22 protein-coding genes and 1 tRNA gene are annotated in these 22,132 nt (G+C 34.8%); 15 read left to right on the plus strand and 8 right to left on the minus strand.

Features of this window, described 5'->3' with window-relative positions; genetic code table 11:
• Positions 1-57 precede the first annotated feature (57 nt).
• Positions 58-2,463, plus strand: coding sequence for an outer membrane beta-barrel family protein (locus Q1A01_RS07250; RefSeq protein WP_299678177.1), 2,406 nt, complete (start codon positions 58-60; stop codon positions 2,461-2,463).
• Between the two features lie 8 nt (positions 2,464-2,471).
• Here the strand turns inward: Q1A01_RS07250 and Q1A01_RS07255 are convergent, their stop codons facing one another.
• A complete protein-coding gene (locus Q1A01_RS07255) occupies positions 2,472-3,581 on the minus strand; it encodes a hypothetical protein (RefSeq protein WP_299678180.1) in 1,110 nt (369 codons plus the stop codon).
• A 45-nt stretch (positions 3,582-3,626) separates the two neighbouring features.
• Between Q1A01_RS07255 and Q1A01_RS07260 the strand changes: the two genes are divergently transcribed.
• Both Q1A01_RS07260 and dusB read left to right on the plus strand, forming a co-directional pair.
• On the plus strand, positions 3,627-4,865 hold the full coding sequence (locus Q1A01_RS07260) for a M28 family peptidase (protein WP_299678181.1): 1,239 nt from the start codon (positions 3,627-3,629) through the stop codon (positions 4,863-4,865).
• 94 nt (positions 4,866-4,959) lie between these two features.
• The gene (gene dusB, locus Q1A01_RS07265) at positions 4,960-5,952 is read left to right on the plus strand and encodes a tRNA dihydrouridine synthase DusB (RefSeq protein WP_299678182.1); all 993 of its coding nucleotides are present in this window, start codon (positions 4,960-4,962) and stop codon (positions 5,950-5,952) included.
• A 1-nt stretch (position 5,953) separates the two neighbouring features.
• Here the strand turns inward: dusB and Q1A01_RS07270 are convergent, their stop codons facing one another.
• The gene (locus Q1A01_RS07270; protein ID WP_299678183.1) at positions 5,954-7,162 is read right to left on the minus strand and encodes an FtsX-like permease family protein; all 1,209 of its coding nucleotides are present in this window, start codon (positions 7,160-7,162) and stop codon (positions 5,954-5,956) included.
• Entirely contained in the window at positions 7,163-7,555 is a 393-nt protein-coding gene (gene rbfA, locus Q1A01_RS07275; protein ID WP_299678184.1) for a 30S ribosome-binding factor RbfA, read from the minus strand. It abuts the gene before it with no gap.
• 102 nt (positions 7,556-7,657) lie between these two features.
• Here rbfA and mce point away from each other — a divergent pair, with 102 nt between their 5' ends.
• From mce to Q1A01_RS07290, 3 genes are all read left to right on the plus strand, one after another.
• Positions 7,658-8,068: a methylmalonyl-CoA epimerase gene (mce, locus tag Q1A01_RS07280; protein WP_299678185.1), complete on the plus strand. Its 411-nt coding sequence runs from the start codon at positions 7,658-7,660 to the stop codon at positions 8,066-8,068.
• Between the two features lie 47 nt (positions 8,069-8,115).
• Positions 8,116-8,189: transfer RNA gene (locus tag Q1A01_RS07285), tRNA-Ile, on the plus strand.
• A gap of 264 nt (positions 8,190-8,453) precedes the next feature.
• Positions 8,454-8,669: a hypothetical protein gene (locus Q1A01_RS07290; protein ID WP_299678186.1), complete on the plus strand. Its 216-nt coding sequence runs from the start codon at positions 8,454-8,456 to the stop codon at positions 8,667-8,669.
• Here the strand turns inward: Q1A01_RS07290 and Q1A01_RS07295 are convergent, their stop codons facing one another.
• Positions 8,670-9,257, minus strand: a complete 588-nt coding sequence (locus tag Q1A01_RS07295) for a riboflavin synthase (protein ID WP_299678187.1) — start codon at positions 9,255-9,257, stop codon at positions 8,670-8,672.
• A gap of 62 nt (positions 9,258-9,319) precedes the next feature.
• On the opposite strand from Q1A01_RS07295, the gene pdxA reads away from it, so the two are divergent.
• From pdxA to Q1A01_RS07330, 7 genes are all read left to right on the plus strand, one after another.
• On the plus strand, positions 9,320-10,399 hold the full coding sequence (gene pdxA / locus Q1A01_RS07300) for a 4-hydroxythreonine-4-phosphate dehydrogenase PdxA (protein ID WP_299678188.1): 1,080 nt from the start codon (positions 9,320-9,322) through the stop codon (positions 10,397-10,399).
• Positions 10,400-10,508: 109 nt separating this feature from the next.
• Positions 10,509-11,054: a DUF177 domain-containing protein gene (locus tag Q1A01_RS07305; RefSeq protein ID WP_299678445.1), complete on the plus strand. Its 546-nt coding sequence runs from the start codon at positions 10,509-10,511 to the stop codon at positions 11,052-11,054.
• Positions 11,055-11,065: 11 nt separating this feature from the next.
• Complete coding sequence (rpmF, locus tag Q1A01_RS07310) at positions 11,066-11,266, plus strand: 50S ribosomal protein L32 (RefSeq protein ID WP_299678189.1); 201 nt, start codon at positions 11,066-11,068, stop codon at positions 11,264-11,266.
• Positions 11,267-11,436: 170 nt separating this feature from the next.
• Positions 11,437-12,432, plus strand: coding sequence for a beta-ketoacyl-ACP synthase III (locus Q1A01_RS07315; RefSeq protein ID WP_299678190.1), 996 nt, complete (start codon positions 11,437-11,439; stop codon positions 12,430-12,432).
• A 31-nt stretch (positions 12,433-12,463) separates the two neighbouring features.
• On the plus strand, positions 12,464-12,955 hold the full coding sequence (accB, locus tag Q1A01_RS07320; RefSeq protein WP_299678191.1) for an acetyl-CoA carboxylase biotin carboxyl carrier protein: 492 nt from the start codon (positions 12,464-12,466) through the stop codon (positions 12,953-12,955).
• Positions 12,956-13,061: 106 nt separating this feature from the next.
• Positions 13,062-14,402, plus strand: a complete 1,341-nt coding sequence (gene accC, locus Q1A01_RS07325) for an acetyl-CoA carboxylase biotin carboxylase subunit (RefSeq protein ID WP_299678192.1) — start codon at positions 13,062-13,064, stop codon at positions 14,400-14,402.
• A gap of 120 nt (positions 14,403-14,522) precedes the next feature.
• Positions 14,523-15,227, plus strand: a complete 705-nt coding sequence (locus Q1A01_RS07330) for a hypothetical protein (RefSeq protein ID WP_299678194.1) — start codon at positions 14,523-14,525, stop codon at positions 15,225-15,227.
• A 2-nt stretch (positions 15,228-15,229) separates the two neighbouring features.
• Here Q1A01_RS07330 and Q1A01_RS07335 read toward each other — a convergent pair whose 3' ends face one another.
• From Q1A01_RS07335 to Q1A01_RS07350, 4 genes are all read right to left on the minus strand, one after another.
• On the minus strand, positions 15,230-16,114 hold the full coding sequence (locus Q1A01_RS07335) for an MBL fold metallo-hydrolase (RefSeq protein ID WP_299678196.1): 885 nt from the start codon (positions 16,112-16,114) through the stop codon (positions 15,230-15,232).
• 18 nt (positions 16,115-16,132) lie between these two features.
• On the minus strand, positions 16,133-16,774 hold the full coding sequence (locus tag Q1A01_RS07340) for a hypothetical protein (RefSeq protein ID WP_299678198.1): 642 nt from the start codon (positions 16,772-16,774) through the stop codon (positions 16,133-16,135).
• 214 nt (positions 16,775-16,988) lie between these two features.
• On the minus strand, positions 16,989-18,623 hold the full coding sequence (locus tag Q1A01_RS07345; RefSeq protein ID WP_299678200.1) for a 4Fe-4S binding protein: 1,635 nt from the start codon (positions 18,621-18,623) through the stop codon (positions 16,989-16,991).
• Between the two features lie 71 nt (positions 18,624-18,694).
• Complete coding sequence (locus Q1A01_RS07350; protein WP_299678202.1) at positions 18,695-20,089, minus strand: FAD-dependent oxidoreductase; 1,395 nt, start codon at positions 20,087-20,089, stop codon at positions 18,695-18,697.
• 212 nt (positions 20,090-20,301) lie between these two features.
• On the opposite strand from Q1A01_RS07350, the gene Q1A01_RS07355 reads away from it, so the two are divergent.
• Positions 20,302-21,012, plus strand: coding sequence for a DUF547 domain-containing protein (locus Q1A01_RS07355; protein ID WP_299678204.1), 711 nt, complete (start codon positions 20,302-20,304; stop codon positions 21,010-21,012).
• A 90-nt stretch (positions 21,013-21,102) separates the two neighbouring features.
• Positions 21,103-22,026: a hypothetical protein gene (locus tag Q1A01_RS07360; protein WP_299678206.1), complete on the plus strand. Its 924-nt coding sequence runs from the start codon at positions 21,103-21,105 to the stop codon at positions 22,024-22,026.
• The last annotated feature ends 106 nt before the right edge of the window (positions 22,027-22,132 follow it).

Here is a 22,132-nt window from a genome sequence, read left to right on the forward strand (position 1 = left end):
AAAACATTCATACACAATTCAAAACACTTGCTTTTGGAGTATTTTTGTAATCTTATCATGAAGGATTTCACCCCGTTTTTCTTAGTGTTATTTTTAATTCTAAGTACTAGTTCTTTAATAGCTCAACAAGCTTCGATTTCAGGAAAAGTTATTACTGTTTCTGGGGACCCAATCCCTTTTGTCAATATTGTTCTGTATGATTCTGAGGACAGTGTTGTACAAGGTGCTATTACAGAAGATAGTGGGGAATTTTTATTCTCGTCTGTGTCAGATGGAACTTATACTATAAAAGCCAGTTTTGTAGGTTATGAAACATTTAGTTCTGATGTTTTTGCTCTTTCGGAAAATAAAAGGCTGCCAGAAATAAAACTAATAGAAGTTTCTGAAGGTTTAGATGAGGTTACTGTTATTAGTAAGAAACCTACAATTTCTCGTAAAGCAGATAGGCTGGTGTTTAATGTGGAAAATACCATCGCAGCACAAGGGACTACGTGGGATATTTTAAAAAGAACTCCAGGGGTAGTGATTCGACAAGGTGAACTTACAGTAAGAAATACGAATGTTACGGTGTATTTAAACGACCGTAAAGTAACGTTGAGCTATGAGGAAATCCAAAGTTTACTGGAAAGTGTAGGAGGAGATCTTATAAAATCCGTAGAAGTAATTACAAATCCATCTGCAAAATATGATGCAGAAGGAGGAGCTATTCTTAATATTATTTCTTCAAAGGCATTGTATCTTGGTTATAAAGGATCTGTAACTACTCGCGGGACCTATGGTATATTTCCAAAACATTATTTTGGAACCAGTCATTATTTTAAGAACAAAAAACTGAATGTTTTTTTTAATTATAGTTTTAATCCTCTTAAGCGAACACAACAAACTAATACGTTAATAAATTACAGGAATAGTGCAGGTATTTTAGCTGAGTGGGATCAAGATATCGAAGATAAAGAATGGAGAGAAGCACATAATGCAAATTTAATACTGGATTATCAACTCAATGAAAAGCAAAAAATTAATTTTTCTGCGATAGGTCTTTATTCTCCAAATGAATTTGATTTTAATCGATCTGCTACAACAGTAAATTCATTAACAGATAATCCGTTTTCTATAGGAACAACAAGTCGTCTAAATGGAGATCAGAAAAATGTCGCTTTTGATATGTCATATACGTACGATATGCAAAATGGGAACTTGAAATTAAATACGCATTATACAACATTCTCAAGAGACCGTATTCAAAGTCTTTCTTCAGTGTATACAGATAATCAAAATGAAAACTTTAGAAATGTTAGGTTTACTTCTGATGCATTCCAAGATATAGAAATTTATACTGGACAAATAGATTATACAACACAACTTGGAGAAGTAGCTTTTGAAACAGGTGGAAAAGTGTCTATCATCGATTCAAGATCTGCTATTGATTTTTTAACTATCCAAAATGATGCGATTAATGGGTTGGATCAAGCTCAAAATGATGATTTTTTATACGAAGAAAATGTTTTTGCGGCATATGCAACATTAAGTAAAGATATTAATAAGTGGAGTTTAAAAGGTGGTTTGAGAGTAGAACAAACTAATTCTACGGGGACTTCCCTAGTGTTAAATGAAGTTGTGGAATTAGATTATCTAGAATGGTTTCCTACAGCTTATGTGAAGTATGAATTGTCAGAAAATCACAGTTTTAGTTTTGATTATGGACGTAAATTATATAGACCTCGTTATCAAGATTTAAATCCGTTTGCTTATTTTCTAAATGAAAACAATTTTTTTCAAGGTAATTCAAGCTTGTTGCCAGCATTTAGTCATCAATTTAATATTAATTACTCGCTTGCTAATACATATTTCTTTGATGTGTATTATAGAGATAATGGAGAGAATATCTTAACGTTGCCTTTTCAAGATAATGTAAATCAGATATTACGTACAGATAAGCAAAATGCATTAGATAGTAAATCTTGGGGACTTGATATTACACATGGTCGTTCTATTGCAAAATGGTGGTATTTTTATACTTACATAAGTATTTTTCACGAAGAAGAAACTTTTCTTGCTGTAGAAAGTAATAATGTGTCTTATATAAATGAAGTAGATGGGGTTTATGGCTCCTTTTCAAATTTCTTAACACTTAGTGCGGATAAAACCTATACGGGAGAGGTGTCATTTACGTATGTGTCAAACTTTTTATTAGGCAGCTATATTCAAGAAAGCACCGCTGATTTAAGAATAGGGGTTAAAAAAACTTTTTGGGATAAAAGAGCGTCTTTATCTATAACTGTAAATGATGTTTTGGGAGAGGCTAATGCCTTGCTTAGTTCTAGGTATCTAAATCAAGATAATCGTTATTTTGCACTCCCAGAAACTCAAAATGTCCAAATAGGCTTTACCTACAATTTCGGTAATTTTAAGTTAGAAGATAATAATCGTTCGTTAGATAAAAAAGAAAGGGAACGTTTGTAGCTTAGTGATTAGTCTACCCAATCTGCAATAAAAAGATTGGTGTCTCTACCACCGCCATTATTTCTATTAGAAGAAAAAGCCAATTTTTTTCCATCGTTTGAAAATACAGGGAAGGCATCAAAGGTTTCTCCATGTGTAATACGTTCTAAGTTTTTTCCATCTAAGTCTATCATATATAGGTTGAATGGAAATCCGCGTTCTGCTTCAAAATTGGAAGAGAATAAAATCTTTTCTCCACTAGGGTGAAAGAACGGACTCCAGTTTGCATTACCCAAACGCGTAAGCTGACGTAAATCCGAGCCATCTGCATTGCAAATGTAAAGCTCCATGTCTGTAGGCTCTACAAGTCCTTGAGCGAGTAAGTCTTTGTATTTTTTAATTTCCTCTTCTGTTTTTGGTCGTGATGATCTAAAAATAAGTTTTGTGCCATCAGGTGAGAAGAAAGCACCTCCATCATATCCTAGTTCGTCTGTGATTTGTTGTACATCAGACCCATCAATATTCATCGTGTATAATTCTAAATCACCACTACGGGTTGAAGTAAAAACAATTTTATCCCCTTTGGGAGATACCGTAGCTTCTGCGTCATAACCAGGTTCATCTGTAAGTTGTCCAAGGATATTTCCTTCTAAATCAGAAACAAAAATGTCAAATGTGTCATATACAGGCCACACATAATTGCCATTTTTACGTAAAGGAACTTCAGGACAGTCTTTTCCCCCTAGATGTGTAGATCCATAAACAAAAGATTTGTTATCTGGCAAAAAATAAGCACACGTAGTACGTCCCATTCCTGTAGAAATCATAGGAGGCTTATTATCTTTGAATGTTTCCCCTACATTCATTAAAAACATTTGATCACAACCTACTCCCCAATCTTTATAATTGGATTGAAACACTAATTGTTTATCATCAAAACTCCAATACGCTTCTGCATTATCACCTCCAAATGTAACTTGCTGTATATTTTTAAAATGTGTCTCTTCTGGATAGATTAAAGGATTGTCCTGAATTTCTACAACGGCTTCAGCATCTTTGGTCTTTGTATCTGTTTCAGAAGCTTTTTCTTTACAAGCGATACATACTAAAATAAGGGCAACTAGATAAAAACGTTTCATACGAGTATAAATCATTAATTTTGCACAAAAATACAGTATTCTTCTATGAAAAAGCTCATATTGGTTTTTGCGTTAATAGGATTGACCTCTTGTAAGAAAGAATCAATTCCTCAGGTTACGATGAAAGATGATGTAACATTCCTAGCATCAGATGATTTGCAAGGACGCGAAACGGGGACAGCAGGAGAATTAAAAGCAGCGCATTATATCAAAGATCGTTTTGCTTCTTTAGGAGTATCTCCAAAGGGCAATGCAGGAACTTATTTCCAAACCTTCACATTTGCTCCTAAAAAAGATCCACATGGAGAAGTACGCTTTCGCGAAAGCGGAAACGACTCCCTTATCACTGGAACTAATGTGATAGGATATATAGATCATAAAGCACCTAATACAATTGTAATTGGGGCGCATTATGATCATTTAGGAATGGGAGGAGAAGGTTCTTTGTATCGAGAAGGGGAAGCTATTCATAACGGTGCAGATGATAACGCTAGTGGAGTTGCTGTTCTATTGCAATTGGCTCAAAAACTTCAAACCGAATCTTATAAGGGAAATAATTACTTGTTTATTGCATTTTCTGGAGAAGAAATGGGATTATTAGGTTCTAATTATTTTACTAAAAATGCGACAATACCACTTTCTGAAATCAATTATATGATTAATATGGATATGGTGGGGAGACTTAATGAAGAAAAAGCATTAGCAATTCATGGAGTGGGAACATCGCCTTCATGGAATCAAACGGTATTTGCTGCCAATACATCATTCCAATTGGCAGAACATAAAAGTGGGGTAGGGCCGTCAGATCATACTTCTTTTTATTTAAATGATATTCCAGTATTGCATTTATTTACAGGACAGCATGATGATTATCATAAGCCTGGGGATGATAGTGAAAAGCTTAATTATGAAGGAATGCAACTGATAGAAGACTATATTTTAGCCATTGTAACCGAATTAGATAATAATGGGAAGCTTGCTTTTACTAAGACTAAAGATGAAAGTACTGCGGTGCCTAGTTTTAAAGTAGGGCTCGGAGTGGTACCAGATTATTTGTTTTCAGGTAAAGGAATGCGTATTGATGGTGTAAGTGAAGGTAGAGCTGCCCAAAACGCTGGATTAGAAAAAGGAGATATAGTTGTTAAAATGGGAGATAGCACTGTGGTAGATATGATGAGTTATATGCGAGCACTTTCCGCTTTTGATGTGGGAGACGAGACGACTATAGTTGTAGATAGAAAAGGGGAGCAGTTACATAAAGAAATTGTTTTTGTAAAGGATTAATACGCTTTCAAATAGAGAAGCGACGCAGAAATTTATACTGAGCGACGTCGAAGTGAGAAAGCGAATAAAAAGAATACATAATTAAAAGAATAGCATGGCAAAAATTGGAGATATAGATGTAGGAGATTTTCCGTTATTACTAGCACCTATGGAAGACGTGAGTGACCCTCCGTTTCGCGCTTTATGTAAAGAACAAGGGGCAGATGTCGTATATACAGAATTTATCTCTTCAGAAGGATTGATACGTGATGCTGCAAAAAGCACCATGAAACTGGATATTTACGAGAAGGAACGTCCCGTTGGAATTCAAATCTTTGGAGCTGTCATGGAATCTATGCTTAAAAGTGTAGAGATCGTAGAGGCAAGCGGACCAGATATTATAGATATTAATTTTGGTTGTCCTGTTAAAAAAGTAGTCTCTAAAGGAGCTGGTGCCGGTATTTTGAAAGATATTGATCTTATGGTAAAACTCACGGAAGCTATGGTAAAACATACAAAGCTTCCTGTAACTGTAAAAACCCGTTTAGGTTGGGATCATGATAGTATTAGGATTGTTGAAGTGGCAGAAAGATTACAAGATGTAGGTTGTGCTGCTATATCTATACATGGTCGTACGCGAGCACAAATGTATAAAGGAGATGCAAACTGGCATCCTATTGCTGAGGTGAAAAATAATCCTAGAATGCATATTCCTGTATTTGGAAATGGAGATGTAAATACACCTGAACGGGCTGTCGAAATGCGTGATAAATTTGGACTCGATGGCGCTATGATAGGTAGAGCAAGTATCGGGTATCCATGGTTTTTTAAAGAAGTAAAGCATTATATCGCAACAGGAGAAAAGTGTAAGCCTCCAACGCTAGAAGAGCGTATTGAAGCTGCTAGAAGACATCTGCAAATGTCTATAGATTGGAAAGGAGAGAAGTTAGGTGTTTTTGAGACCAGACGCCATTATACAAATTACTTTAGGGGAATTCCACATTTTAAAGAATACCGTATGAAATTGGTCACTAGTGATCATAGCGAAGATGTATTTGCAGCTTTGCATCTTATCGAAAAAGAATTTGCAGGCTATGAATTTACCTAAGTTATTCTTTTTCTAAAAAAGTATTGTTTATTCTACTAGAGGCTAATCTTGAAGCTAGTATTCCTAAAACTAATATCGTAGCATAGACGATTAGTAGATTTAAAAATTCAAAACGCATCGGGTATGGAAGAGTTGCTGTAATATTTACTAAGCCAAATTGTTGTTGTATAAAAACAATAATACTTCCTAAAAATACTCCTGTAGCACCGCCTATAATAACCATTAATGCGCCTTGATAAAAGAAACTTTTGCGTATGTCTGTGAGTGTTGCTCCAAGATCAGATAGTGTTTTGATATTGCCTTTTTTGTCAATAATGATCATGATAATACTTCCTACAAAACTAAATAACGCAATAATAAGTACTAGTGTGCATATAAAATAGAGGGCTAAATTTTCCGTATTCAGCATTTTGTAAAGTGCATCATTAAGCTCAGTTCTATTTTTGATTAGGATGGCATCTGAAAAAATGGCTGTTAGTTGGCTTCTTACTTCAGATTCATTAGCATCTTGCGCGAGTTTTAATTCTAAGGTGCTTATTTTGTCTAAAGGATACGCTAACAATTCTCCTACAAAATCAATATTGGCAAAAAGATAGTTCTCGTCTATTTCTGTTTCTCCAACTAATAGAATACCGCTAGCAACAGCACTAGATTTACTAAAAGCACTCGTGGGATCTATAATCTGGCCTGTTCCAGGTTTGGGAACCATAATGCGTAATAAGTTCCCGTAATCACTCATGCCTAAAGATAATCTGCGTCTTATGCCAAAGCCTATGGCTACTTCTGGTTCTCCTATGCTAGGCCATGATCCTGCAAATAATGTGGTGTCTATGCTACTTACTTTTAAATAATTTTGATCAACACCTTTTATGAAACCAAGATGTGTTTTTCCGTCATATTCTAAATAAACGCGTTCTTCTATCACTTTCGAATATCCTTGTATGCCTGTGATTAGCGCTAGTTTTTCTTCTTGTTCAGGAGTTATAGTGATTGTTTTACCTGTGCTAGGTGAAACCTTAATGTCTGGATCTACAATAGATGTGACAGAAACGTTATAATCTTTAAGACCTGCAAAAGCAGATAGTACTATTAAAAGCACCGCTGTGCCTATGATAATACTTATAACAGATATTATAGTGATAATATTAATGGCATTTGTGCCACTTTTTGAAAAGAGGTATCGTTTTGCAATATATAGAGGAAACCGCATTTACGATTTTTTTCTTTTTTCTAATAAGGAAGGGTCTTCAATAGGGTTATCTATTCCTTTGAGAGACCTGTCAATTCCCTCCATGTATTCAAGCGAATCATCAATGTAAAATTGTAATTCAGGCATGCGTCTTAGTTGGTGACGGGTGCGTTGTGAAATCTCATGTTTGATTTTAGACTTCACTATATTGAGTTCCTCTAGCATTTTTTCTGCTTCAGCATTGGGAAATACACTTATGTATACTTTGGCAATAGAGAGGTCTGTCGGGACTTTTACTTTAGAGACAGAGACAATAATACCTCTATGACCACTTTCTCGTAATGCATTTTGTAATACATCGGCAAGATCTTTTTGTAAAACACCAGCTACTTTTTTCTGTCTATTAGATTCCATGGGGCAAAAATACGCTTTTTATGGATTGTGTTACTTTTGTAGGGCATGTTTTCAATAATTATATGCTTTCGCGAAAGCGTACTTAGAAAGAAATAAAAACAAATGGATAAAATCGAACACATAGGAATTGCGGTCAAAGACCTTGAGGCTTCCAATAAATTATATGAAAAACTACTTGGAAAACCACATTATAAAATAGAAGAGGTGTTGTCTGAAGGTGTGAAAACTTCCTTTTTTGAAGTGGGGCCCAATAAAATTGAATTATTAGAAGCGACAAATGTAGATAGTCCTATTGCAAAATTTATAGAAAAGAGGGGAGAAGGGGTCCATCATATCGCTTTTGCAGTAGATAATATAGAGGCAGAGATGGATCGCTTAGAAAAAGAAGGATTTATATTGCTTAATAAAACACCAAAGCAAGGTGCTGATAATAAGCTAGTAGCCTTTGTTCATCCAAAGACTGCTGGAGGTGTTTTAGTAGAATTATGTCAAGAAAATAATAATAAGCAATAAATTTCTTTGCTCTATTGAGTATTTATTATAAATTTGCACCCGTTTTTGGTCCCATAGCTCAGTTGGTTAGAGCATCTGACTCATAATCAGAGGGTCCTTGGTTCGAGCCCAAGTGGGACCACTTTTAAAAGATCATCATACGTGTAAAATAATAACATACATTACTTTTTGCGCATATGGTGTTTTTTTTATTAATGTATATTTAAGTTTATGTTTTTGTAAAAAAAAACAAGAAAATACTTGTTTTTACCGATAAAATGCTTAATATTGTCGACCAAAAGCATAAAATTCAATATACTATTAGTATATTTATAACGTTACAATTAAGTACCTTTTAAATTATATACTTTTGTAGTCTATGAGCCCCAAACTCAAAAACTTACTTATGACAACACTCCTACATGTTGTTGGATACGCTTCTATAGCCCAAGAAGTGGTTACTGGTGGACCAACTCCACCACCACCACCTCCTGCAGGAGAACGTATTCCAGGATTACCAGGATTGGTAGTTCCAATAGATGAAAACCTAATGATCTTATTGATATTAGGTGTGATTACTGGTATTGTGTATCTTTTAAGAAATCGATTGTCTAAAGCTTAGTTAATAAGCTTCTGTAAGTCTTTTTACGTATTTTCCAATTACATCAAATTCCAAGTTGACTATAGTGTCTCTTTGAATATTTTTGAATATTGTATGTTCATATGTATACGGAATGATGGCAACACTAAAACCATTTTGTATAGAATCAACCACTGTTAGGCTAACCCCATTTACGGTAATAGAACCTTTTTCTATAGTGACGTTAGATAGTTTTGGGTCATATTGGAAATCAAATCGCCAGCTTCCGTCTTCCTCTTTTTTATTTGTGCATACTCCAGTTTGGTCAACATGCCCTTGTACGATATGACCATCTAGTCGAGCCCCTAAAACCATAGCACGTTCAAGATTTACTTCATCTTGTTCTTTTAAGGTGTGTAAATTTGTTTTTTCAAGAGTTTCTTTGATGGCTGTTACTGTATATTGATTATTGTTTATGGATACTACAGTTAGACACACGCCATTATGAGCAACACTTTGATCAATTTTTAATTCTGGAGTAAGATTACTTTCAACGGTTAGGTGAACATTTTCTTGTTCTTTTTCGATAGTAATAATCTTACCTAAATCTTCTATAATGCCTGTAAACATGAATGACTATTAATTTGGTTACTTTTGTGGTGTAAAAATACAAAACCCATAGCTGGTATATAATGAAGAAAGATCAAAAAATTAAAGTTGGAATATCAATAGGAGATCTTAATGGTATAGGAACTGAAATAGTGTTTAAAACTTTTGCGGATAGTATGATGTTGGATTTTTGTACGCCTATATTATTTGCATCTGTTAAGACGCTTTCATATATAAAAAAAGTATTGGGAAGTCAAATTAGCTTGCATGGTATAGATAGCGTTTCTAAAGCATTGGAAGGGAAGGTAAATGTCCTTAATGTATGGAAGGAGCCTGTAAAAATAGCATTTGGAGAAGCAACAGAAGAAACAGGTAAATACGCTTTAAAATCGTTTGTGAGAGCTACAAAAGCACTTAAAGAAGGTGAGGTAGATGTGCTAGTGACGGCTCCAATTAATAAAGCTACTGTTCAAACAGATGAGTTTAAGTTTCCTGGGCATACGGATTATCTTGCAAAAGAATTAAAAGGAGATGCAATGATGCTTATGGCTACTGATAGCCTTAAGGTAGGGCTGCTTACAGATCATGTAGCGGTAAAGGATGTCCCTTTTCATATTACGCCAGAAGTAATCACTCAAAAAGTAGAAACATTGTATAAAACACTTCAAAGCGATTTCGGAATTCATTTGCCTAAAATTGCGTTGTTAGGTATTAATCCACATGTTGGTGATAATGGAGTTATAGGTGATGAAGATGATAAAGTACTGATCCCGACACTTGAAAAAATAAGAGATACAGGAAAGATCGTGTATGGTCCGTATGCGGCAGATAGTTTTTTTGGTTCAGGAAATTACAAGAATTTTGATGCTATTTTAGCAGCTTATCATGATCAAGGCTTAATTCCTTTTAAGACATTGTCTTTTGGGAAAGGGGTGAATTATACAGCAGGGTTAGATCAAATTAGAACATCTCCAGATCATGGTACTGCTTATGAGATTGCGGGTCAAAACAAGGCTGATCATGGTTCTTTCAGAGAAGCCGTATTTATGGCTATAGAAATGTATAGAAAGAGAGAAGATTACAAGGAGTTGACAAAAGATGTACTTAAAATTTCACCAAGAAAATCAGTGAATAAAGGACGTCAAGCTTCTAAAGAGTCATAAATAGTATCTTGTAGATTTACAGGCTTACACGCTAATAAATAAAAAGATACTAAGAAGTTTTTAAATAAAGAAAATTATGTATCTTTGCACGCTCCTAACGGATGAAATGATGAAAGATTTGAAACTATTTACCATACAGTATGTAGGTTTAAAAGAAGGAGAGCATAATTTTGAATATCAAATAGACAAGTCGTTCTTTGATTATTTTGAATTTGATGACTTTAATGGCGCAGCAATAAAAGCGAGTCTTAGTTTTGTTAAAAAGACAACACTTATGCAGTTGCATTTTAAAGTAGATGGAAGCGTCAATGTAAATTGTGATCTTACTAATGAGCCTTATGATGAGCCTATTGAGGGTGATTTTGAGCTTGTTGTGAAGTTTGGTCATGAATATAATGATGAAAATGAAGAAATTCTTATTCTTCCGTATGGAGAATATGAATTAAATGTGGCGCATTATATATATGAGCTAGTCATTCTATCTGTTCCAAACAAAAGGGTTCACCCAGGAGTTAAGGATGGAACATTAAAATCAGAAATACTTACAAAACTTGAAGAATTAAGTTTAGGAGGTAAAAAAGAACAAGAAAATAACGATCAGTCGGAAACAGATCCCAGATGGGATTCATTAAAAAAACTATTAACAGATAAATAAGAGTATACGTAATGGCACATCCTAAAAGAAAAATCTCAAAAACTAGAAGAGATAAAAGAAGAACACATTACAAAGCTGCTGTACCACAAATAGCTGTAGACCCTACAACTGGAGAAGCACACCTTTACCACAGAGCACACTGGCATGAAGGAAAATTATATTATAGAGGTCAAGTAGTTATTGATAAAACTGGAGACGAAGTAGAAGCGTAAAAGCTTTCTACCGCTACATAACACAAAAACTCTCACGATGTGAGAGTTTTTTTTGTAAATGTTTTTTTGTAAAAAAAGTTAATTTTTGACTTGTTTTGGTCAAATTTTAGTATTTTTCGCTCCATTTTATATCATTTTTGATATAAAATGAACAAACCTAACTGAAGCAAATGAATAAAATCTCAGCGGCAATTACAGCTGTAGGGGCATATGTTCCAGACTATGTGCTTACCAATAAGATATTGGAGACCATGGTAGATACCAACGACGAGTGGATTACTACCCGAACGGGAATCAAAGAACGTCGTATCCTTAAAGAAGAAGGTAAGGGAACCTCTTTCCTTGCTATACAAGCAGCAAACAATTTACTGAAAAAAGCAAACCTTGATCCTTTAGAGATCGATATGGTGATTGTAGCTACGGCTACTCCTGATATGCCTGTGGCATCTACCGCAGTATATACAGCATCTCAAATAGGAGCTACCAATGCTTTTGCGTATGATCTTACAGCAGCTTGTTCAAGTTTCTTATATGGAATGTCTACAGCTTCAAGTTATATCGAATCTGGACGCTACAAAAAAGTATTATTAATAGGAGCAGATAAAATGTCTTCTATTATAGATTATACAGATCGAGCTACGTGTATTATTTTTGGAGATGGTGCCGGAGCTGTTCTTTTTGAGCCTAATGAAGAAGGAAATGGATTGCAAGATGAAATCTTACGATCTGATGGGGTGGGACGTGAATTCTTAAAAATAGATGCAGGAGGTTCTATACTTCCAGCTTCTCATGAAACTGTAAATAATAAACAGCACACTGTTTTCCAAGATGGAAAAACAGTGTTTAAGTATGCTGTTTCAAATATGGCAGATGTCAGTGATAAAATCTTAACCCGAAATAACCTAACGGGAGATGATGTAGATTATCTTATTGCTCATCAGGCTAATAAAAGAATAATTGATGCTACCGCAAAACGAATGAAATTGGATCAAGACAAAGTTCTTATCAATATTCATCGATACGGTAATACAACATCAGCAACATTACCACTGCTGATGAGTGATTATGAAAGCCAACTTAAAAAAGGAGATAAGATCGTTTTTGCAGCCTTTGGCGGCGGATTTACGTGGGGGTCTATATATTTAAAGTGGGCCTATAACTCCTAAAACAAAAACCTAAAAGACTAACAAACGCACTATGGATTTAAAAGAAATTCAAAACCTTATCAGATTTGTTGCAAAATCAGGCGCTAGTGAAGTGAAACTTGAAATGGATGATGTAAAAATCACCATAAAAACGGGTGCCGATGATGATAAAGGTGCTACGACGATAGTACAGCAAATGCCAGCAATGGCTCCAGTTCAAGCGCAAGCACAACCTGTGGCACCACCACCAGTTGAAGCAGCAGTTCCTACTCCAGTAGCTCCTGCAGAAGACGAGAACTCAAAATATATTACGATAAAATCACCTATTATTGGAACATTTTATCGTAAACCATCTCCAGATAAACCTACGTTTGTAGAAGTAGGAAAATCAATAGCTGAAGGAGATGTTCTTTGTGTAATCGAAGCAATGAAACTTTTCAACGAAATTGAAAGTGAAGTTTCAGGAACGATTGTAAAAGTTCTTGTAGACGATTCATCACCAGTTGAATTTGATCAACCATTATTTTTAGTAGACCCATCATAACCCCTTACGGGTATTTTTAAATGTATTAAGGAATAAGTACGCTTTCGCGAAAGTGTATAATGGATTTTTTAGAATTCTATGATTCCTTAAAAATAAATTGAACACTATGTTTAAGAAAATACTTATTGCAAATAGAGGCGAGATCGCATTACGCGTTATAAGAACGTGTAAAGAGATGGGTATAAAAACCGTAGCTGTATATTCAAAAGCAGATGAAGAAAGTCTTCATGTGAAATTTGCAGACGAAGCAGTGTGTATAGGACCCGCTCCAAGTAACGAGTCTTACCTAAAAATGGCAAATATTATTGCTGCTGCAGAGATCACAAATGCCGATGCAATCCATCCTGGATATGGATTTCTCTCTGAAAATGCTAAATTTTCAAAAATCTGTGAAGAGCACGATATCAAATTTATCGGAGCAAGTGCAGATATGATTAGTAAGATGGGAGATAAGGCCACTGCAAAAGCTACAATGAAAGCGGCAGGGGTACCTTGTGTGCCAGGCTCTGATGGAATTATCGCAGATTTTGAAGAGTGTACAAAATTAGCACTTGAAGTTGGATATCCAGTGATGCTTAAAGCAACTGCTGGAGGTGGAGGAAAAGGAATGCGTGCTGTTTGGAAAGAAGAAGATCTTTTAAAAGCATGGGAATCTGCTCGTCAAGAATCTAAAGCTGCTTTTGGAAATGATGGAATGTATATGGAGAAGCTTATTGAAGAGCCTCGCCATATTGAAATCCAAGTGGTTGGCGATAGTAAAGGGAAAGCTTGTCACTTATCTGAAAGAGATTGTTCTGTACAACGTCGTCACCAAAAATTAACAGAAGAGACCCCATCTCCGTTTATGACAGATGAACTTCGAGATGCTATGGGAGAAGCGGCAGTACGTGCGGCTGAGTTTATCAAATATGAAGGCGCAGGAACAGTAGAGTTTTTAGTAGATAAGCATCGTAACTTCTACTTTATGGAGATGAATACGCGTATTCAAGTAGAGCACCCTATTACAGAACAAGTAGTAGATTACGATTTGATTCGTGAGCAAATTCTTGTTGCTGCTGGTGTTCTTATTTCTGGAAAGAATTACTACCCTCAATTGCATTCTATAGAATGTCGTATCAACGCAGAAGATCCTTATAACGACTTTAGACCTTCTCCAGGACGTATAACTAATTTACATGCACCAGGAGGACACGGAGTTCGTATCGATACCCATGTGTATAGTGGTTATATGATACCACCTAATTATGACTCTATGATTGCTAAATTAATTACCACTGCACAGACTCGTGAAGAGGCTATCAATAAAATGAAACGTGCATTGGATGAGTTTGTGATTGAAGGAATTAAAACAACCATCCCTTTCCATAGACAATTAATGGATCATCCTGATTATATTGCTGGAAACTACACAACAAAGTTTATGGAAGACTTTGAAATGAAAGCATAAACAAGGAATTATATTTTTTTAAAAGCCAACCTAATCAGGTTGGCTTTTCTTTTTTAGAATACTATTAAGATTATTTTGTAGATATGGTTTTATCTTTCGTACTTTATTGAAATGGAGAACGTGAAGAAAAGAAAAATTTTAATTCTAGATTACTCAGTAGATCGGTTAGAAACCCCTACCATTAAAGGTTGTTTGACCGAACCCAATTGGGAGGTGTCTTCCTTGTTTGTAGATACTGCGGCATCCTTTCCAGATGATCTGATAACAAAGGAATATACGCATATCATTCACACAGGGTCTGCTTTATCTATAAATGATATGGCTCCTTTTACAGAGAAGGCTATTCAATATATTCAGGATGCTTGTGATAAAGGAATTTGGCAAATGGGAATTTGTTATGGACATCAGTTAGTTTGTAAGGCCTTGGTAGGTGATCATGCGATTAGATCTTCTCCTCATGGATTTGAAGTAGGATGGGGACGAGTAAGATTTATAAATAGTGCAGCAAGCATATTGCAAGTAGAACATCAAGAAGATGTTTGGCAACACCATTTTGATGAAGTAGTAGCATTACCTGAAGGATCAGAGATATTAGCAACAAATGCGCATTCTTCAATACAGGCCTATATTAATTATGATCTCCATTTATTAGGAACTCAGTTTCATCCTGAATTTTCTAAAGAAGCAGGAGATGCTTATTTTCAAAAAGACCGAGCGTTTATAGAAAAAAATAATGTAAGTGTAGATGATCTAGTGATGGGATGTCCTTCTTTTGATACAGCAAAAGTGTTCTTTACCTATTTCTTATCACAAGAGTCATCTTGATGCTACCCATATAAGGGAGGACTATTCAAAATGTCACGATGAATTTTTCCGGGGTAAATTACATGTACAGGAACTTTAATATGATAGTATTTGCAAAGCTTAATAACATTGGTGTCTATTTCTTCTTTGGAGTATCGAGATGAAAAATGGTGTAAAATGAGCCTGTCTATAGTAATATTAGAAACCATTTCTAATACTTCATTTAGTTTACTGTGTTTATTTCTCTCTTTAGGACTCTTTATAATAGCATTTTCTTGATCCTGAAGAAATGTAGATTCATGGATGAGTATTTTTGAGTGATCCCATTTGTTATAGTCATCTACTGGGGTGTCTCCTGCATAAGAGAGTATGTTGGTATGTATCGTTTCCATTAAGTGATCTCTACCGTGTAGTCCTATCATTTCTTTAATACTGTTACCATTTAGATGGGAAAACTCTTTTTTAAGTTTTTGTTTTGTTTGGTAGAGTTTAAAACTTAAACTTTTTGAGACTTCTTGAGGAACAGCCACATGTTCATTACGAATAGCTTCTACAAATAAATCATTACGAATTTCGATGGTGTCTAAATGTTTTATGGGGTGCCATTCTGTGCCTTGTATGTGTGTGTCAAACTTGTGCAGAAAGTCCTTTATTGCAGGAAAAGAGCCACTATCTTTTGGATAATATATTTTTGGAAGCCCTTTTCTTGCATTAAGTTGGTGAAGTTGAAAAAGCCCTGTGATATGATCTCTATCTGGATGCGTAATAAAAACATATTTAATCTTTCCAGATTTTTGTAATAATCCAGCAGTAACTCCATCACCAGCATCGAATAAAAGATGTAATTCTTCTATGTTAATCCATGTGGAAAATAAGGCTGTAGAATAGGAGGTGATGTTTAGATTCATTTAGAAAATTAGAATAGATTATTTTTTTGAAACTACAGTGGTGTTTGTGACATCTTCATAAGTGGCATAATATGCACGATTTCCAAATTTAATGAATGACCAATTTGCAATTTCTAAATCAGTTTTTAAATATTCAGGAATATTATGTGGAATAGGTTGATCTAATGCATGTGTTTTGATTAAGTAATGTATGTCGTTTGCAGCAGTATTTTGATCAACATCAGATGAGTGATCGATTTGGTATATTTGAATACTAGTAGGTGTTATTTTGAATTTAGCTTTATAAATTAATTCTCCTCCCCAACTTTTGGAAAAGAAAAAGGTGTTTTCAAAACAATAAATATCCCATTTGCAATCCATGCTATCTGCTCTAAAAATATTTCCGCGAAGTGTATCTCCATTATGAGGATATACTAAGTCGAAATCAGATGTTTTTTTATTTTCGATAGTTGCTTTTATCAGATATTCACCATTAGAATAGCGTAATTCATTATATTTTTCAGCTATTTTTTTTTCAGTAGTAAAAGCGAGTGTAGTTCCAGTATACGATCTAATATCTAAAATTTTTTTATTAAACGGATTTTCAGGTTCTATTCCATACCATCTGAATTCATATTTTTTAGGAGTATCTTTTTTCTTTTTTTTAAACCAATTTAGCATGTGTGTTTTGTGGTCTTATTTTTAATTTTGATTAAAGATAAGTAATCATGATTCGTATGTGATGTTTTGCAATAAAAAAACCGCCTCATTTGAGACGGTTTGTACTTTTATATGCTTTATTGCTTCACTCTTCCGATGGTCGCAAACCTCCCTGCCGGCAGGTCTCACAAGTTCGCTTTCGCGAAAGCGTATAAATAAAGAATCTTAATAAGAATTAACTCGCGTTCTTATTATTTACATAGTCCATTAGGTCTACATCATTTCCTAATAATACATCTGTAGGATTGATACGGCCATCTAAAGGACCATTTTCTAACTTAAGAACACCACGAGGGCATACCGCAGAACATACACCACATCCTACACAACTAGAACGTATAATGTTTTCTCCTTTCTGAGCATACGCTCTTACATCAATACCCATCTCACAATACGTAGAACAGTTACCACAAGAGATACACTGACCTCCATTAGTTGTAATTCTAAATCTTGATTTGAAACGTTGCACAAATCCTAAGTAAGCAGCCAGAGGACATCCAAAACGACACCATACTCTATTTCCAAAAATAGGGTAGAATCCAGTACCTATAACACCTGCAAACCAAGCACCAATAAGAACACTATAGGTGTCTTTTATCCAATTAGAAGGGATTCCTATAAAGGAAGAGGCTCCTGTAAAATAACAATAAAGTGTTACAAGTGTCATTACCAAAGAGAACACTAAAACGGAATGAATTAACCATCTTTCTAGTTTCCAAGAAAACATTTTTTTGCTAGAATTTTGCCTGTAAGGATCTCCAAGTGTTTCCGCTAGTCCACCGCAACCACATACCCAGCTACAGTACCATCTTTTTCCGAAGAAATAAACCATTACTGGTACGATCACTAAAGTAAGGACAATGCCCCATACGAGTATAAATAATCCTATCCCACCACTATTTATTAATGAATCTAAATTCCAGTCAAAGAAGAAGTCATAATCTAATGGAAATGCATTTTTAAAATCATATGCAGGCATGTTAAGGCTCGTCATAATTTCTGGGATCAAGAAAGCAATAACAATCTGAAAGAAAAGTACTGATGTAGTTCTTACAACTTGATATTTATTGTGACGATATTTAATATACATACGTACCGCCATCACGATCATGATCACACAATAAAGGAAACCATAAACAAACCATTGACTTGCTTCTCCACCACTGAGTGCTTTGCTAATAGGATCTAAAATAAACGTCCAGTTTACAACATAATCAGCCATAAAGTATAGCATAATATAAAAGACCACTAAATATACAAGGACTAGCCATGCTATCCAACCACGATTGGTTGCAGGATTATGATATACACCATTATTTTTTATACCTGGCGGGCCTAGTAATTTTAATTGAGGAAGAATAAATAAAAGGGCTCCTATAATACCTAAACCAAAGGTGAGAAACCACATGAGTCCTCTGTTTTCCACCACAAAGCCAGTTCCAGATTTCTTTGCAAGAGAGAAACTCATAGCTCTGAAATCTTTATCATTAATTCTATATTGATATTGCTCACCTTTCTTGGTCCAGTCTTTTTCTGCATCGTACTTTGCTATAAGTGCATCGTAATGAGCGTTATTTTTTTCTAGTGCTCCTCGTACATTACTAGAAAAGGTGAAAATGTCCATTTTTTCTCCTGTAATTACAGCACTTTGTAATTCTTTTTGGAGCAATTCATTCTCGATTCCTTTGTTTTCTAGAAACGTTGTTAAGTCTGATTGTTTAAGCTCAAAATTTCCTAAAAAGATAGATCCAGTAAATATGGAAAGTCCAATAAGGAATATAGCTAAACCTATATATGTTAATGCTTTCATAGTGGGTATTTTCTTGAGTAAGCTTTCGCTAAAGTGCATAAAGCCTATATGTGATAATTAGATTTTTAAAATTATGCTTTGCTGAATATGCGAGCCCAGCTTTTTGATTTTACTTGAATATTCTTACTGTATGTTTTATTATAGTGAGCTACAATATCTTTCTCAAATAGTGCATAAAATTCAGGATCAAAGTTGGCATCCTTTAAATGTTCTAATATGTAATCTGTGGTGCGTTCTTCTGTTAACCATCTATCAAAAATTTGGTGTCGCATTCTGATTCCAAATGTGTTAATACCTATAAACTTCCCAGTAGCTTCTTCTGTATTTATTGTAATACATTTTGTGTCATCTGGATGTTTCCAATGGAAATGTATTTCTCCTTCGCGAGGTTTAGAAAATACCCAGCCGTATGTCTGGTACTCTATATCTATAAACTTAGCACTATTAAACCAATGTCCTGGCTTGTATTCTGTAGGATTATCACAAAGCGTTTGTGCTACCGTTTCTCCCATCATTCTTCCTGTGTACCATACTGCTTCTATAGGACGTCTTCCATTAATCCCTTCATGTTGCTCTGCACAATCACCTACAGCATAAATGTCTGGAATGTTAGTTTCGAGCATAGGGTTTACTTTAATGCCTCTACCAAGTTCAATACCACTGTCTCTTAAGAAATCGATATTAGGTGATACACCAGCTGTAAGCCCTACAACATTACATGGAATTTCTTCTCCTGTTTCTGCAATGACTACAGCACGCGCACGGCCATTTTCATCAGATAAGATTTCTTTAAGATTAACGCCTAGTCGTAAGTCTATATGACTGTTTAGGATATGCCTATTAATCATTCCACTTTCTCCACTTGGTAATACACCTCCCCAAAAACTTTCTTCACGTACTAAAAAAGTAACGGGAATATTACGAGAGTGTAACATTTCAGCAAGTTCTATTCCTATGAGGCCTCCACCTACAATAACAGCACGATTACATGCCTTATTATTTGGAGCGTTTTTTTCAAGCATATCAAGGTCTTGTTTTGAATACATGCCTTGAACACCTTCTAGATCTTGACCTGGCCATCCAAATTTGTTAGGTTTAGAACCTACAGCTAGTACTAATTTATCATAAGACATCATTGTGTTATCTGCAAATTGTAATTGTTTATTTGCGTGATCTACGGTCTTTACAAAAGCACGTTTTAGTTCAATTCTGTTTTTCTTCCAAAAATAATTTTCATACGGTTTTGTATGCTCATATTTCATATGTCCCATGTAAATATACATAAGAGCTGTACGAGAAAAGAAGTGATCAGTTTCTGCGGAAATAATAGTGATCTTTTTATCAGATAACTTTCGGATGTGTCTTGCAGTCGTGACACCAGAAATTCCGTTACCTATTATAACAATGTGTTCTTCCATATGATGGTGGTTGTTTTTTTGCTTTCGCGAAAGCGTATAAAGTAGCATTCGCAATAGATTCCTTAATAAGGTCGTCTTAAAGATAATGAACTTAACATATACAAATCATTTAGAATTATTTTAAATAAGCTTACAATTTGTAAGGTTATTGTCTTTTTTACTACACGAATTTTTTTAAAAGAAAAGGAAAATATGACAACTTTTTTTGTAAGCGAAAAGAAATACTCACGACAGAAGGCAACATAAAAATCAAAATTAAAATGAAACAAATAACCACTCTTGTAGCATTATTATTTGTAGTTGTAAGCTACTCACAAAGCGTAGATACTTTTGTAAATAAAGCAGATACTTTTTTCAAAACACATATAAAAAACGGACGTGTAGATTATAAAGCTATTAAAAATAATCCAACAACATTAAATGAACTTACATCGCTAGCAAAAGAGGTGCGAGTATCAAAAAGTGATGCAAAATCATACCAAGCATTTTGGATTAATGCATACAATATCACTGTAATAAAAGGTATTGTAGATAACTATCCAGTAAAACAGCCTTTAGATATTAAAGGGTTCTTTGATAAAACGACTCATGAGGTAGGTGGCGTTAAAACCACGCTGAATGATATCGAAAATAAATTACTCAGAAAAGTCTTTCCAAAAGAAGCACGCTTTCACTTTGTGTTAGTATGTGCTGGTTTAGGATGCCCTCCTATTATTAATGAAGCATATACCCCTTCAAAATTAGAAGCACAGTTACAGAGACAAACAGTAAAAGCATTGAACAATCCTAACTTTATAAGAGTAAAAGGGAATAAAGTACAAATTTCTCAAATATTTGAGTGGTACAAAGGAGATTTTACACAAGAAGGATCAGAAGTCGATTTTATTAATAAGTACAGAAAAGAAGTACTTCCTGCAAAGGCAAAAATCTCATATTACTCATATGATTGGACATTAAACCAAACTAAATAATAACATATTACATTTTTTATAAAAGTCTTCCTGCCTGATTTACTGTTATGAATAAATCAGGTATGGGAAGCACAAATCAAAAAAAACAAAATGAAAAAGATTTATACACTAGCATTAGCCACATTATTTACCATAGGAGCTTTTGCTCAAGACAACTCAGATGATGATCAAGATCAAGGAGGGTCTGTGATCCAAAACTTAACGCCTTCAAAATTGATAGGAAAAGGACAAGTAGACGTTAAATGGTTTAATAACTTATTTACACAAACTAGAGTTGCAAATGCTGACGGAGATGTCTCAGCAGCGCCACGCGGAAACTTTTTTACTTCTACATTAGATTTCTTTTACGGAGTATCTGAAAATCGTCGTGTGAGTGTAGGGGCGATTCTTGAGTTTCGATCTAATACTATAGGAGGACGTGGTGCTTTTGATGTATTTAGTTTTGACGGTGAACGAGGATCTGCTCGTAGTGGTTTAACAAGTATAGCTCCTAGTATCAAATATGTGCCTTTTGCAAGTTTAAGTAATTTTTCTATTCAGAGTAGTATAGTGATCCCACTTATAGATAGCGAATTTGAAAATGGCGTATTTTTAGATGAAGATGCTTTTGTTCTACAAAATAGATTCTTTTATGACCTTCCATTAGGAACTTCAAAAGAATGGCAGTTGTTTTTTGACGTAAATACAGAGTATAACTTTGGTGATGATTTAGTGTTTACAGATGATGGCCGATCTGAAGGGAGTTTTGCAAGTAATAGTCTAAGATTAACACCAGGTGCTTTTCTAAGTTATTTTCCAACATCTAAATTTACAGCTCAAGTATTTGCACAACATTTTCAACTCATCTCTTTTGAAGATGATGGTTTTGAACAAGATTTAACAGCAGTTGGTGCAGGTGCAAAGTATCAACTTACAGAATCATTAAACCTCGAAGTATTATGGAGTTATTTTGCTAGAGGTAATGATACAGGATTAGGAGAATCTTATAATTTCGGACTTCGTTATGTCCTTTAAGAAATAACGTACATCGCCTAGTCAGTATCCCCTATAACCTCTCTAGGCTATCGTATTCCAAGTGACTCGCAAAGTTTTGAAACCGGTTAAACAAACTTTGCGAGCC

The organism is uncultured Dokdonia sp. (assembly GCF_947492815.1).
Taxonomy (GTDB): Bacteria; Bacteroidota; Bacteroidia; order Flavobacteriales; family Flavobacteriaceae; genus Dokdonia.